Below are 14370 nucleotides of genomic sequence, written 5' to 3' on the forward strand. Positions count from 1 at the left end.
CGGTCCGTCGGGGTCGGAGTCGTTCTGCAGCAGGACGGTCGGGTCGAGGACCTTGGTGGTGTCCTCGTCGACGGGGGCGGCGTCGGGTCCCATGGTGGCGGCGTCATCGACCGCCGTGACCGTCACCGTGACGGTGGCCGTGTCCTGGTGTCCGACGTTGAACAACCCGCCCAGAGGGCCGTGCCAGTGGGGCAGGCCACCATGGTCAGAGACCGCGTACTCGAACGAGTCCGTGCCGTGGAAGTTCTCGTCGGGGGTGTAGGTGAACTGCTTGGTGACCGGGTCGTAGGTGACCGTGCCGTTCTCGGGCTGGGTGTAGTCGGTGACGGTCAGCGGGTCCTCGTCGGTGTCGAAATCGTTGGTCAGCGCCGAGATGGTGACAGCTGCATCCTCACCGGTGGTGATGGACGTGTCGTCGACGGCGGTGGGGGTTTCGTTGAAGAGCGTTCGCTGGAACTCCCGACGGACCCATGCGAGCACCGCCCACAAGACCGGGGGCTGTACGGGCGCATTGGGTCCACCCACCACGAACGGCGACAGGAACGCTGCCGCCACGGTGTACGCCAACCGCGCGGCCACGCCGGGGATCGTGGCGATGCCGGCCCAGAGGTCCGGTTGCTCGGGTTCGATGATGTTCGGCTCAGGTGCGATCAGGGCCGAGAATGTCTGCGAATCCTCGGCGTTGAAGGCAGTCAGCCTGTTCGCGGCGCCGTCATCGAGTTGCTCGACCTCGAATTCGACTGGGCCGGCGCCGTCGAGTAGCTGCTCGACTCCACTCGGGCCGGTGTCGGCATCGAGAGGTGCGCCGCCGCCGGATTCAAGTTTCTTCTGTTCCGCAACAGGGTTGCTATCGCCCACCGCGGGCTGGATCGGGTCCACAGGCGGTTTCGGCACTTCCGGAATCGGGGCGGCCGGCGGGGGATCGGCCAGCGGCGCGGGAGGTGTGGCGTCCACTGGCGGCGTGAGATCCAAGGGAGGCTCCGCCGGCGGAGGAGTTCCGCCGATGACGTCGCCCTGCAGCAGCAGCGTGCCACCGTCCTGCTCTTGCTCCTGATCGTTGCCTACGCCGTCGCCCGTTTCGAGGTCATCCTCGGACAGGTTGGCTTGACTGTCGTCGCTTTCCTCGTCGTCGCCGGCACTTTCGTCGTCGCCCTTGTTGTCCTGCGAATCGTCGTCGTTGTTCTGGTTCTTGTTCTCGTTCTCGTTCTCGTTCTCGTTCTCGTTCTCGTTCTTGTTGTCGTCGTTGTCCTGACCGGACTCCCCGTCGCCCTTGTTGTCGTTCGACGACTGCGTGGTGTCCTCAGCATGGGCAACGGGCATGCCGTAACCGGTCGCGACCGCGGCACCGACGCCGAGCGCGACCGCCAAGGCGCCTACGCGACCGATGAACCGCGCGTAGCCGGGCATCGGGGCGGAAGCGGGGAGTCGCTCGAGTCCCGTGCTCGCGAGCAGCGAATTCCGTTCGCAGCTGCGCGCTGACCTGTCATCCCGACGCTGACGCCGACGTGCCTGGCGATTTTGGGCAGCAGCCATCCCGGTTTCCCCTACTCCTGATCCTCGTTGTCGAGGCCCCCCACCATGGGTTCAGCAAACTATAGGTTCGTCATTTTCATGATCGATAGCTGTTATAGGGAACTTGTTCAATCGTGTTTACGAACCTTTTTCGATGGGAATGGATAGCAGGTCCGACCGCCCTCAGGGAAGTCATTCACTGCGCAAGTATGTTGCCGTTGCTCATTATTTGAGAATGCGCGCGTCAATTTCGGGGCTGCGGCACCGTGTCGTCACGGACCCGTCGTCGCGCGCATCCTCAGGCAAAAAGCAGGTGTCAACAGGCTGTATGGGGCATATTACGGATTGGCTAGTGTTCGCCCGAACGCAAGGGAAGCCGAGCCCGATTCCGGGTGCGGGGCAATCATTCAGCTTCCTCTCAGGTTTGCTACGTATCACGCCCGTGTGTGTCGCCGCCGAGTGGATGAACACCGAGGCGCAAGATCATTTTCTGGGTTGGCTTCGTTTAGCAAACGATTCATTGATTGAAATGGCGAAGACTGTGGCGTGTCGCAAACTCCGCCGAAGCCGGCGATGTGGTGGTCAGCGGCGGCCATGCGGGACCCCACGAGCAGGGATGCCCTGCACCTCTGGTTCCGGTTCGACCGAACGGATGTGGTGTGGCGCGCTATGCAGCACGATATTGACGTGCACAACTCGAGGCGCTACACCGTCGCCGTGACCGCGCTGCTGTTCGTCGGCGGTCTCGTCACCCCGATCACGCCCGTCGCCGACGCCACCCTGTGCGGTTCGATCGGCGGTCGCCACGTCGACGTGAGCACCTGCGCCGACCCGCTGTCCTATCTCAACGACGCGCTGCCGCCACCGCCTCCTCCGCCTCCTCCGCCACCGCCACCTCCTCCGCCCCCGGGAGCGCCGCCACCGCCTCCACCCCCACCGCCGCCCCCGCCACCGCCGGTATGGGTGCCGCCGCCTCCGCCGCTGCCGAATGTCAACGTGTGCGCCAACGTCGGACGCCGCATCAGCGTCAGCGGCTGCATCTGACCCCACGGTCGGCGTGGTCTACTGACGCCGTGGATCGCGCAGCGTTCGACCGCCTTTTCGACCTCACCGGCCGTACCGTCATCGTCACCGGCGGCACCCGCGGTATCGGGCTTGCACTCGCCGAGGGGTTCGTCCTCGCAGGCGCTGACGTCGTAGTGGCCAGCCGCAAAACCGACGCCTGTGAGCAGGCCGCGGCGCACCTGCGTGGCCTCGGCGGCCGCGCCATCGGCGTGCCCACGCACCTGGGTGACCTCGGCTCTCTCGACGCACTGGTCACCCGCGCCGCCGACGAGTTCGGCGGCATCGACGTGGTGGTCAACAATGCGGCGAACGCGCTGGCCCAACCGCTCGGAGAGATGACGCCGGAGGCGTGGACGAAGTCGTTCGAGGTGAACCTGCGCGGACCGGTGTTCCTGGTGCAGCAGGCGCTGCCGCACCTCAAGGCCAGCCCCGCGGCGGCGGTCCTCAACACCGTGTCGGTGGGGGCGTTCAACTTCGCGCCCGGGGTGTCCATGTATGCCGCGGGCAAGGCGGCGCTGCTGTCGTTCACTCGGTCGATGGCCGCCGCATACGCCCCCTTCGGCATCCGGGTCAACGCACTGGCTCCCGGCCCCGTCGACACCGACATGATGCGCAACAACCCAACCGAGGTGATCGACGCCATGGCGAACGCGACGCTGCAGAAGCGGCTCGCCTCACCCGACGAGATGGTCGGCGCCGCACTGCTCCTTGTCTCGGACGCGGGCAGCTACCTGACCGGCCAGGCGATCATCGTGGACGGCGGTGGGACTCCCCGCTAGGAACCGTGGACGCTGTACGCAGTCTCGAACTCACATGGCATTCCGCCGCCGGTGCCGGAACGCCTCACTCGCAGCGGCCATCTCGCCGCTGGTGGAGGCCAGGATCTGACTGCGGTTCTCCACCTGCAGCGCCGTCTCGAGGCAGCCAGCATCCAGGTTCGCCCACAGCACCTGCTTGGTCGACTCGAGACCGAACTTGCCGTAGCCGCATAGTATTTCAGCCACCGCGAGCGCATCGTCGAGCACCGAGCCGTCGCGCGACAGCCGGGTGACGATGCCGAGTCGCAGCGCCTCGGCGGCATCGACATCGCGCGCGGTGAGGATCAGATCGAACGCGGGCCCGGCGCCGATGATCCTAGGCAGCGTATAGCTGACCCCGATGTCACACCCGCCGAGACCGAGCTTGATGAACTGCGTGCAGAACCGGGCGGATTCGGCGGCGATGCGGATGTCGGCGGCCAGGGCGATCGCGAAGCCGCCGCCGTAGGCTGGCCCGTTGACGGCGGCGATCACCGGCTGGCGCAACCGGTGCAGCCGCGTGGTGAGCTCGGCGATGCGCTCCTGCCATCGCATCCCCGAGCGCGGAAACTCCGTGCCGCCTGCAGCTTCCGGTGGGTTCGGCGCCGTGAGGTCCAGGCCCGAGCAGAATCCGCGGCCTGCTCCGGTCAGCACCACCACCCGGCACTCGTTGTCGGCCACGATGCCGTCGATCGCGCTGTGCAAATCCTCGACGAGCTCGTAGGACAGCGCATTGAGTTTCTCGGGCCGGTTCAGCGTGATCACTGTGACGTCGGGCCGCGGGCGGGACAGGTCAAGAGTGGGCATGGCCGACACGCTAATGCCCTCGCCGGAGGTGGGTCTTGAGCGGTCAGTCCGCGCTGCGCCAGCCGGCGATCCCGACGACGATCATCCGCAACTGCTTGATCGCGGTCCGTTTGATCTCGTCGAGTGCGGTGCCCGAGGCGTCTCCGGTGTCCTCGATGGCTTCGGCGATCGAGATCATCGCGTTGACGAACAGGCTGGCCAGGATGTTCAGGTCCTCGCTGCTCCAGCCGGTCAGGCCGGGGAAGCGGGCGAGGTCGATCGCCAGCTCCGAGGTGATGAGGCGGATCTCGGTGCGGATCGCATAGCGCAGGACGCTGACCCCGCTGGAGCGCTCGCGTCCGATGAAGCGCCAGTGCTCGCGGCGGGCGTGCACTCCGGCGACGAGGATCTCGACCGAGGATTCGATCACCCGGTTGGGGTCGAGCTTGCCAGCGCGGGCGCCGCGCAGCATGTCCCGGAGCGACCGGAACGACTCGTCAATGAGGACCAGTCCCAGGGCGTCCATCGACTCGAAGTGCCGGTAGAACGCGGTGGGCGCGATGCCCGCGGCGCGGGTCACCTCACGCAGGCTCAATGCGCTGAAACTGCGGTTCTCCAGGAGCGCGAGGGACGCGGCGACGATGGCCCTGCGGGTGGCCTCCTTACGCTCCTCGCGCGTGAGGGAATCCCGCGAGCGGGACATTCCTGACCTGCCTGTATGTGACTTCGGCGAACGACTGTTCACTGTGTGAACCCCACCACTATCTGCACTCATATCATTGACGAACCCTACCGTACTGCTGCACGGTGTACACATGTTCACTCAAACTTTGACGCGGGGCTTTCGAGACAGGGTGCTCGCCTCGCCGCTGGTCGACCTGCTCACGGGGCCGCACGGCGTCGACCGCTACACCGAACTCCTCGCACCGACCTGGACCATGGGCGACGCCCGGGCCAAGGTGATCGCCGTCGCGCGGCAGACGCCGCGCAGCGTGACCCTGACCCTGGAGCCGAACCTGGCCTTCCAAGGGTTCCGGGCGGGGCAGCACATCAACCTGTCGGTCGAGATCGACGGCCGTCGCCGCACCCGCTGCTACTCACCGGCCAGCGCCGAGGGCGCCCGCCACATCGAGCTGACGATCGGCCATCACGACGGCGGCCTGGTCTCGACACACCTGTTCGACCACGCGCGCCCGGGCATGATCGTCGGTCTCGACTCGGTCGGCGGCGACTTCACGCTGCCTGCGGCGCGACCGCGGCGCGTTCTCTTCGTCTCCGGCGGCAGCGGCATCACCCCGGTGATGTCGATGCTGCGCACCATGCGAGCCGAGGGGTCGGACCGGAAGGTCGCGTTCGTCCACTACGCCCGCAGCGCGGCCGAGGCCTGCTACCGCGACGAACTTCGGGGAATGTCCGGCGTGCGCGTGCTGCACGGCTTCACCCGCGACACCGCCGGCAGTGACCTCACCGGCCGGTTCGGCGTCGAGCACATCGCCGCCGCAATGCCCGAACCCGACGCGGTCTACGTATGCGGGCCGCCGGCACTCGTCGCGGCAGTGCGCGAGCACTTCCCCCAGGCGCTGTCGGAGAGCTTCGTGCCGCCTGTGTTCGACCTGTCGGGCGGGGCGACCGGCGGGCGCGTCGCGTTCGCCGACAGCGGAGTCGACGTCACCGACGACGGACGGCCACTGCTCGAACAGGCCGAGTCGGCCGGGCTCACCCCGGAGAGCGGATGCCGGATGGGCATCTGCCACAGCTGTACCCGCCGCAAGACCCGCGGCGCCGTCAAGAACCTGATCACCGGCGCGGTGTCGGGCACCGACGAGGAGGACGTGCAGATCTGCGTGTCCGTCCCCGTCGGTGACGTCGACCTCGCGCTCTAAGAAAGGAGAAAAGTCATGACCATCACGACCACTCCCGAGATCACCACACCCGAAACCCACGTCCCCGCCGCGAATCCCGCGCAGAGGACTCTGGAGAAGACCGTCGCCGGCCGCACCATCCGGCTGACACCCGAACAGACCGAGGCCTTCGGCCGCGAACTGGATGCGCTGCGTGAGCGCGTGATCGCCGACCTCGGCGAGCGCGATACCACCTACATCCGGCGCGTCATCAAGGCACAGCGCACCCTCGAGGTCGGCGGCCGGGCACTGCTGTTCGGTGGCATCTTCCCGCCGTTCTGGCTGGCCGGCACCGCGATGCTCGGGTTGTCGAAGATCATCGACAACATGGAGATCGGCCACAACATCATGCACGGCCAGTACGACTGGACCGGCGATCCGGCGTTGTCGGGCAAGAAGTTCGAGTGGGACACCGCCTGCCCGGCCGACCAGTGGCGGCACTCGCACAACTACATGCACCACACCTACACCAACATCGTCGGGATGGACCGCGACATCGGCTACGGCATCCTGCGGATGAGCGAGGATCAGCGGTGGAAGCCGTACTTCCTGGGCAACCCGGTGTACGCGTTCCTGCTGATGGTGCTGTTCCAGTACGGCGTCGCGCTGCACGAAATGGAGACCGAGCGCATCACGTCCGGTGAGATCTCGATTGCCGACAAGCGTGAGGTGCTGAAGGGCATCTGGGCGAAGACCAAGCGGCAGACCATGAAGGACTACGTGGCGTTCCCGTTGCTGGCCGGCCCGTTCGCGCCGTGGGTGTTCACCGGTAACCTGACCGCCAACCTGATGCGCAACGTGTGGTCGTACATGATCATCTTCTGCGGCCACTTCCCGGAGGACGTGCAGGAGTTCAGCATCGAGGAGACCAAGGCCGAGACCCGCGGCCAGTGGTACTTCCGCCAGGTCCTCGGTTCGGCGAACCTGAGCGGCGGCAAGCTGTTCCACCTGCTGAGCGGCAATCTGTCGTTCCAGATCGAGCACCACCTGTTCCCCGACATCCCGGCTTTCCGGCACGCCGAGATCTCGACGCAGGTGCAGGACATCTGCCGCCGCTACGGCGTTCCGTACAACAGCGGTCCGCTGCCGCGCCAGTTCGCGACCGTCGTGCGCAAGATCGTCCGGCTGGCCCTGCCGAAGTGACCGCCGAGACAACGGTTGTTGACGCGTTTTCCCGCGATTTCCGTCAACAACCGTAGTCTCGCGGTGCTTTGTCACCGCTGACAGTTCGGGCACCAGTAACTGATCCGGTCGCCGCTGTCGTCACGCCTGATGGGTGTGCCGCAGCGGCGACACGGCTTTCCGGCCCTGCCGTACACCCAGACGTCGCGGCCGGGCCTGGTGTCGCCGGTGGTGGTGCGATTCCACCGGTCCCGGTTGAGCCACAACATGTCCCGTGACCTCTGCACCACCCGGAGTGGATCCTTGATCTCGCCGACGGGTGTGGTGGGCAGATGCCCGAAGACGAAACAGATCTCGTTGGCGTAGACATTGCCGACGCCGGCCATCACCCGCTGGTCCAGCAGCGCCTCCGACAGCGCACGTTCGGGGTCGGCGGCCAGATTCGCCGCCGCGATCCGCGGCTCCCAATCCACACCCAGCAGGTCCGGGCCGAGGTGTGCGACGGCGTCGACGTCGTGCGCGCGTTCGAGCACCTCGAGGACACCCAGATCGATGCCGGCGGCCTGCACGGCGTCTGTGCCTTCGCCGGCCTCCAGGATGATCCGGATGCGGTGGCCGGCGCGGCTGGGCCGGGAGACCGGGTTGACCTTCCAGCTGCCGTCCATCTTCAGGTGCGAGTGGATGCTCGCCGCGCCGATGCGGATGAATAGGTGCTTGCCCCGGGTGAGCACCTCGTCGACGACGTCGCCGGTGAGGTCCACCGCGGCGTACCGCGGCACCCGGACGTCGCAACGCGTCACGGTCTTGCCGACCAGCCCCTCGCGCAGGGCGGTGGCGGTGCGGTAGACGGTGTCGCCCTCGGGCATCGCTGCGCTGCTCCTCGGTAGCGGTGGACGGATATGTCGAAACCTACCGGCCGCCCCATGCGCTCGACTTTCCGCAAACTTTCGTTGAAGTTTCAATCGAAGAGATGACGGGCGGTGGTCGTTTGTGACGGATGGCCGCGCCGGACTGCGTTCTGCCTGCAGGTACCGCTACACTCGGCGCGGACCTGCGCGATCGCCAGGTGGGGTTGGGAACCTGGTGGGGATGGCAGTGGGCAAACATCGCAAGCATGTGCGTCGGATGAAGCTGGCGCCGGTGGTCACGACGGGTCTGGCGCTTCCAGTGGCCGGAGCGTTGGCCGCCGTGTGCGCGACGAATCCGACCATCGCCGAGGTGGGATTGGCGGCTGCGAGTACCACCATCTTCGTCGACGGCACGGTGTCGCCGTTCCTGACGGACAGGGATGATCCCCCCGGTTCGAATCCCCTTGGTTCCAACACGGGACGGATGACGAAGAGCTTCGACGGTCGTTACGACAATTTCCCGAACAACAAGTTCGTCGACTACCCCGGCTCTTTGGGGATTGTGAGCATCCTGAGCCATGGGCTGGGCGCACCGACGTTCGACGAGTCGGAGCAGGAAGCCGTCGACAAGCTCAAGACCGAGATCCTCGCTGACGAGAGCACCGAAACCCTCTACGTCGTCGGCTACTCGCAGGGCGCCAGCGCCGTGGTGCGGGCCGTCAAGGACCTCGAAGCAGACGAGGAATCCGGCTACACCCCGGGCAACGTCGTCGTGATCCTCGCCGCCAACCCGCGGCGCAACGACGGCGGTCTGCTGACCCGGTTCCCCGCATTCACGCTGCCCCTCGTCGGCGCAACGTTCGGTGAAGGCACGACGTCCGGCGAGACGAAGATCATCCAGGTCACCAAGCAGTACGACGGGGTGGCCGACGCTCCGGTGTACTTCCTCAACCCGGTCGCCGATGCGAACGCGATTCTGGGCTACGTCTACCTGCACAGCGGCTACTACCAGGATGTCACCATCGATCCGGATAACCCGCCGGCCGACGCTGTCGTTTCCACGGACGGCAATGTCACCGACATCCTGCTTCCCAATGCGGTCGGACAACTGCCGTTGACGCAGCCCCTGCGTTCCCTGGGTGTGCCGGACGACGTGATCGCGGCGCTCGATCCGCTGCTGCGTGCGGTCATCGAGACGGCCTACGACCGCACCCCGGACGGCGACACCGCGCCCAGCGAGCCGGTGCGCTTCAAACTGTTGCCGGGCCCGGACCAGTGGGCAGGTGACGCGCAGTCGGTGGCAGCCGGCGCCGTGCAGACCGTCCAGGCGCTGGGCGCTCTGGGATCGCCCGCGGCGACCTTGCAGGACGCCGACAACGCCCGAACGACCGCCAACACGCCGCCCGCGGCCGCTACCACGGTGGCCGACTCCGACCTCGGCGCGAAGACAGCCGCCGAGCCGGCGCCGAAGAAGTCGTGGCGCATCAACCGCGTCAAGCCGGCATCGACGACCGAGCCGACCGAGAAGTCGACGTCCGGGGGATACAAGCCCGGCGACGGACTCCGTTCGGTGCACGGCTCGGTGCGTAAGGCCGTCGAGTCCCTCACCCGCACGAAGTCGGATACCCGCGGCGCGCAGTCGCAGGACGATGCCGACTCCGAGGGCGCAGAGCGGTCGGATTCCGGCAGCGGCACCGATCGCTCGTCTGCTCCGGCGTCCTGAGGTAGCTAGCGCAACCGCAGGCCGCGCGGCGTGCGGCTGAACCCGGCATCGGTCAGCGCCTGCTGCACCGCCGCGTGCTGACCACCGGCACCCGGATCGAGAACGGCTGCGCCGTCGACCTTCTCGACGAGTAGCGACGGCACCCGGCCCGCGGCGACCAGTTCGGCCAGCGCGGCGCCCGCCGCGTGGTGGGCCTCGGCGTCCTGGGTGAAGCTGAGCAGCGACCGGCCCCCGCGCTCGAGGAACCACGTCAGCTGCCCGTCCACCAGGGCGACGAGGGCTCCGGCCTTGCGGCCCGGCCGGTGCGCGGCGTCTTCCCGTCCGTCTCCGTCGGCCGACCTGCGGGTGGGCCATGGCAGCGCCGCGCCGTACGGGTTGGCCGGATCGGCCGCGGCGAGCACCACCGCGTGGTACTCGGGCCGCTCTTTGTCCACGCCGTCGAGATAGGTCCGGAGCCGGTCGACGGTGGACGCCACCGCGAACTGCGCGCCACCGAGCGACTCCACGAAATAGCCGCGCTGGCACCGGCCGGCGTCCTCGAACGCGGTCAACACCTTGTAGAGCATCGCGAACCCGCCGGGCACTCCCTCCGCGGCAGCCGCGCCCTTGGTCAGCACCCCGTGCCGGCTCAGCAGCACGTCGGCGAGCAGATGCGCGCGCATCGTGGAGTCCGGTTCGGCGGCAGGCAGCGCCGACCACCGCCCGGCCACCGTCGGGTCCGACGTGCGGACCTGCGCGTGCGCCACGCTGTAGCGGCTCAGCCGAGGCGCCCGCTGCCGTTGCCGGTGTGCCGGGGCGCCGGTCCGTCGGCCGCCCGACCGCCGGGGTCCGGACAGCTTCGCGCGCACCGGCGCGAACGTGTCACCGGTGACCCAACCGGACCAGATCAGTTCCCACAGCGCCTGTTTCACCGAGTCGCCGTCATCGCCGGTGAGCTGGCGGAAGAAATACGCGCCGCCCCCGCCGAGGGTCTCCATGATCGCCCGGTGGGTGTCGGTGAACTCGATCTCCATCGGCGCGGTGAGGGTGAGCGGCGCCGAGTCGGCCGGGTGGAACGCGATCCAGCCGTCGCCGCTGCCGATCGGGCCCACTCCGGACCAGGTCACCTCGCCTGAGGCGAGCAGCTCGTCGAGCATGGCCGGCTGGTAGTCACGCACCCGCTGGGCGAACACCAGCGGCTCGATCGCCGACGCCGGTATCGGCGCCCCGGCGAGCTGGTCGATCACGGTCGCCAGGCCGTCGATCCCCGAGCTGTGCGTCGACCCGACCTGTTGCCACGCCGGCAGGAAGCGGGCGTAGGCGGCGGTGCTGACCGGTTCGACCTGCGCCCGCAGCGCGGCCAGCGAGCGGCGCCGCAGGATCTTCAGAACGTCGGCGTCACACCACTGTTCGCCGCCGACCGCGCCGGGTGACGCCACATCGGTGAACTCACCGCGCACCAGCTTCCCGTCGACCGCCATCCGGCCCAGCACGTCGGCGGCGACCCGGACCCCGAGGCCGAACCGCGCGGCGGCCTCACCGGTGGTGAACGGCCCGTTGGTGCGGGCGTAGCGGCCGAGCAGCTCGCCGAGCGGGTCGGTCACATTGGCCAGGAACGTCGCGGGCACTCCGACGGGCACCGCCACGCCGATCCCGTCGCGCAGCAGGCCGATGTCCTCGACGGTGACCCACCAGGTCCGGTCGGCGAAATTCACCCGCAGCGCGCGCTTGGCGGCCAGCAGGCCGTCGAGCCAGCCGGCGACGTCGTCGGTGGTCGCGCGCTCGGCGACCTCGGCCTCGGTCAGTGGCCCGAGCAGCCGCAGCAGATCGGCCACCCCTTCGGCGTCGCGGGCGCGCCGGTCCTCGGCGAGGTGCTGCAGCTGGCGGATGGTGGCGGCGATGACATCGGCGTCGAGCAGCTCGCGCAGTTCCACCCGGCCGAGCAGCTCGGCCAGCAGCACACTGTCCAATGACAGTGCGGCGGCGCGCCGCTCGGCCAGCGGACTGTCGCCCTCGTACATGAACGCGCCGACGTAGCCGAACAACAGCGACGCCGCGAACGGCGACGGCGTGGCCGTCTCGACCTCGACGATCCGCAGCCGGCGCTGAGCCACCCGGTGCATCAGCTCGGTCAGGGCGGGCACGTCGTACACGTCCTGCAGGACCTCGCGCACCGCCTCGAGCACGATCGGGAAGTCGGGGTACTTGCGGGCGACGTCGAGCAGCTGCGCCGCGCGCTGGCGCTGATGCCACAGCGGCGACCGCTTTCCCGGGTGGCGTCGCGGCAGCAGCAGAGCGCGGGCCGCGCACTCGCGGAAGCGCGAGGCGAACAGCGCCGAGCCACCCACCTCGGCGGTGACGATCGGCTCGATCTCGTCGGCGTCGAAGACGAACAGGTCGGCGAACGAGATGGTCTCGCCTGAGGTGACATCGGTGTCGGGCAGCCGCACGATGATGCCGTCGTCGGAGGCGGTGGGTTTCTCGTCGATGCCGTAGCGCTCGCGCAGTCGTCGCCCGACCGCCAGCGCCAGCGGACCGTGCACGCGCAGCCCGTAGGGGGAGTGCAGGATCACCCGCCAGTCGCCGAGCTCGTCGCGGAACCGTTCCACCACGAACGTGGTGTCGGTGGGCACCACACCGGTGGCCTCGCGCTGGTCGTCGAGCAACCGCCGCAGGTTGTCCGTGGCGTAGTCGTTGAAACCCATTAGCTGGCAACGCTTTACGTACTCGTCGGCGGGCAGCCCGGCCAGTTCGCCGGTGAATGCGCCGACAGCGGCGCCGAGCTCGGCCGGTCGGCCCACGCCGTCGCCGCGCCAGAACGGCAGACGCGCGGGCTGTCCGGGCGCCGGGACGACCAGCACGCGGTCGTGGGTGATCTCGATGATCCGCCAGCTGGTGGCCCCGAGCGAGATAACGTCGCCGGGCCGCGACTCGTAGACCATCTCCTCGTCGAGTTCGCCGACGCGCGAAGGTTTTTCGGAGTCGGTGGCGAGGTAGACGGTGAACAGACCGCGGTCGGGGATGGCGCCACCGGAGGTGACGGCCAGTCGTTGCGCGCCGGGCCGTGCGGTCAGCGTGCCGGTGTCGCGGTCGTAGACCAGTCGCGGCCGCAACTCGGCGAACTCGGTGGACGGGTACTTGCCCGACAACAGGTCGAGCGTGGCCTCGAACGCGCTGCGAGGCAGCGTCGCGAACGGTGCGCTGCGCCGGACGGCCTCGAACCAGCGGTCGGCGTCGAGCGGCTCGAGCGCGGCGGCCGCCACCGTCTGCTGTGCCAGCACGTCGAGCGGGTTCGCCGGCACCCGCATGGTCTCGATCGCGCCGGCCAGCATCCGCTGCACGGTCACCGCGCAGCCGATGAGGTCGGTGCGGTGCTTGGGGAACAGCACCCCCTGCGAGATCTCACCGACCTGATGGCCGGCGCGCCCGATGCGCTGCAACCCGCTGGCCACCGACGGCGGCGACTCCACCTGGATCACCAGGTCGACCGAGCCCATGTCGATGCCCAGTTCGAGGCTGGACGTCGCGACGACGGCTTTGAGTCGCCCGCTCTTGAGGTCGTCCTCGACGATCGCGCGCTGTTCCTTGCTCACCGACCCGTGGTGGGCCTTGGCGAGCAGCAGGTCCGCGCCCATCGACACCCCGCTGGCCATCACCTGCGCGGGTGCGCCGCCGCCGACCTTCCCGTTGGGCTCGTTGCCGAGGTCGACGCCGGCGCGCTCGGCGTGGATCTCATTGAGCCGCGACGTCAGCCGTTCGGCGAGGCGGCGCGAGTTGGCGAACACGATCGACGAGCGGTGCGCCTCGATCAGGTCGACGATCTGCTCCTCGACGTCGGGCCAGATCGTGTTGTTCTCGAGGTCGGCCATGTCCGGCACCGGGACCTGCACCGCTAAGTCGAACGTCTTGGTCGCGGGCGGCGCGACGACGGTGGCCGGGGCCTGGCCGGACAGGAACCGGGCGACCTCCTCGGGCGGCCGCACGGTCGCCGACAGACCGATCCGCTGCGCGGGACGGTCCAACAACTGGTCCAGCCGCTCCAAGGACACCGCGAGGTGGGCGCCGCGCTTGGTGGCCGCCACGGCGTGCACCTCGTCGACGATCACCGTCTGCACCTCGGCCAGCGTGTCGCGGGCGGCGGACGTGAGCATCAGGAACAGCGACTCGGGAGTGGTGATGAGGATGTCGGGCGGGCGGGTGATCAGTTCCCGGCGCTGGGCGGGTGTGGTGTCACCGGAGCGCACGCCGACGCTGATGTCGGGCGCGGGCATGCCGTGCCGCTCGGCGATGCGGGCGATGCCGGTCAGCGGGGTGCGCAGGTTGCGCTCGACGTCGACGGCCAGGGCCTTGAGCGGCGAGACGTAGAGCACCCGGATGCCCGCCGTCGCGGGGCGGGGTTCGGCCTCGGCGAGCCGGTCGATGGCCCACAGGAACGCCGCGAGCGTCTTACCGGAGCCGGTGGGTGCGATGACCAGCGTGTTGTGCCCGTCGGCGATGGCCTCCCAGGCCTGCGTCTGCGCGTCGGTGGGCGCCGGGAAGGTGCCCGTGAACCACTCCCGCGTCAGCGCACTGAAGCGGGCGAGCGGATCGGTCTGGACGGCCACCCCACCATGGTGCCCCCACCCACCGACACGTCG

At 68.6% G+C, this 14370-nt stretch carries 10 protein-coding genes; 5 read left to right on the plus strand and 5 right to left on the minus strand.

The genetic code is table 11. The features are described 5' to 3' along the window. Positions 1-1368 (minus strand): cadherin-like domain-containing protein (locus tag O6P37_RS10035; protein ID WP_269893911.1); only part of this gene is annotated, 1368 nt, incomplete at its 3' end. Positions 1369-2199: 831 nt separating this feature from the next. Here O6P37_RS10035 and O6P37_RS10040 point away from each other — a divergent pair. Together O6P37_RS10040 and O6P37_RS10045 are read left to right on the plus strand one after the other, a co-directional pair. Beyond that, complete coding sequence (locus tag O6P37_RS10040) at positions 2200-2556, plus strand: RNA-binding protein (protein ID WP_269893912.1); 357 nt, start codon at positions 2200-2202, stop codon at positions 2554-2556. Positions 2557-2585: 29 nt separating this feature from the next. Continuing rightward, positions 2586-3356, plus strand: a complete 771-nt coding sequence (locus O6P37_RS10045) for an SDR family NAD(P)-dependent oxidoreductase (RefSeq protein WP_269893913.1) — start codon at positions 2586-2588, stop codon at positions 3354-3356. 30 nt (positions 3357-3386) lie between these two features. Here O6P37_RS10045 and O6P37_RS10050 read toward each other — a convergent pair whose 3' ends face one another. Both O6P37_RS10050 and O6P37_RS10055 read right to left on the minus strand, forming a co-directional pair. Next, complete coding sequence (locus O6P37_RS10050; RefSeq protein WP_269893914.1) at positions 3387-4181, minus strand: enoyl-CoA hydratase/isomerase family protein; 795 nt, start codon at positions 4179-4181, stop codon at positions 3387-3389. Positions 4182-4224: 43 nt separating this feature from the next. Beyond that, positions 4225-4905: a TetR family transcriptional regulator gene (locus O6P37_RS10055; RefSeq protein ID WP_269893915.1), complete on the minus strand. Its 681-nt coding sequence runs from the start codon at positions 4903-4905 to the stop codon at positions 4225-4227. A 70-nt stretch (positions 4906-4975) separates the two neighbouring features. Between O6P37_RS10055 and O6P37_RS10060 the strand changes: the two genes are divergently transcribed. Next, complete coding sequence (locus O6P37_RS10060) at positions 4976-6043, plus strand: ferredoxin reductase (protein WP_269893916.1); 1068 nt, start codon at positions 4976-4978, stop codon at positions 6041-6043. A gap of 15 nt (positions 6044-6058) precedes the next feature. Then, entirely contained in the window at positions 6059-7204 is a 1146-nt protein-coding gene (locus tag O6P37_RS10065) for a fatty acid desaturase family protein (RefSeq protein ID WP_269893917.1), read from the plus strand. 71 nt (positions 7205-7275) lie between these two features. Here O6P37_RS10065 and nei2 read toward each other — a convergent pair whose 3' ends face one another. Beyond that, entirely contained in the window at positions 7276-8049 is a 774-nt protein-coding gene (gene nei2 / locus O6P37_RS10070; RefSeq protein WP_269893918.1) for an endonuclease VIII Nei2, read from the minus strand. A 259-nt stretch (positions 8050-8308) separates the two neighbouring features. Here nei2 and O6P37_RS10075 point away from each other — a divergent pair, with 259 nt between their 5' ends. Beyond that, a complete protein-coding gene (locus tag O6P37_RS10075; protein WP_269893919.1) occupies positions 8309-9754 on the plus strand; it encodes a PE-PPE domain-containing protein in 1446 nt (481 codons plus the stop codon). Between the two features lie 5 nt (positions 9755-9759). Here the strand turns inward: O6P37_RS10075 and O6P37_RS10080 are convergent, their stop codons facing one another. After that, positions 9760-14337: an ATP-dependent helicase gene (locus O6P37_RS10080; protein ID WP_269893920.1), complete on the minus strand. Its 4578-nt coding sequence runs from the start codon at positions 14335-14337 to the stop codon at positions 9760-9762. Between the last annotated feature and the right edge of the window lie 33 nt (positions 14338-14370).

Source organism: Mycobacterium hippophais, from assembly GCF_027529605.1.
GTDB classification, from domain to species: domain Bacteria; phylum Actinomycetota; class Actinomycetes; order Mycobacteriales; family Mycobacteriaceae; genus Mycobacterium; species Mycobacterium arseniciresistens.

What these genes read in the sequence shown, in the direction of transcription:
- O6P37_RS10060 (WP_269893916.1), top strand. Translation starts at nt 4,976, where the DNA reads ATGTTCACTCAAACTTTGACGCGGGGCTTTCGAGACAGGGTGCTCGCC.
- O6P37_RS10075 (WP_269893919.1), top strand. Translation starts at nt 8,309, where the DNA reads ATGAAGCTGGCGCCGGTGGTCACGACGGGTCTGGCGCTTCCAGTGGCC.
- nei2 (WP_269893918.1), bottom strand. Translation starts at nt 8,049, where the DNA reads ATGCCCGAGGGCGACACCGTCTACCGCACCGCCACCGCCCTGCGCGAG.
- O6P37_RS10065 (WP_269893917.1), top strand. Translation starts at nt 6,059, where the DNA reads ATGACCATCACGACCACTCCCGAGATCACCACACCCGAAACCCACGTC.
- O6P37_RS10050 (WP_269893914.1), bottom strand. Translation starts at nt 4,181, where the DNA reads ATGCCCACTCTTGACCTGTCCCGCCCGCGGCCCGACGTCACAGTGATC.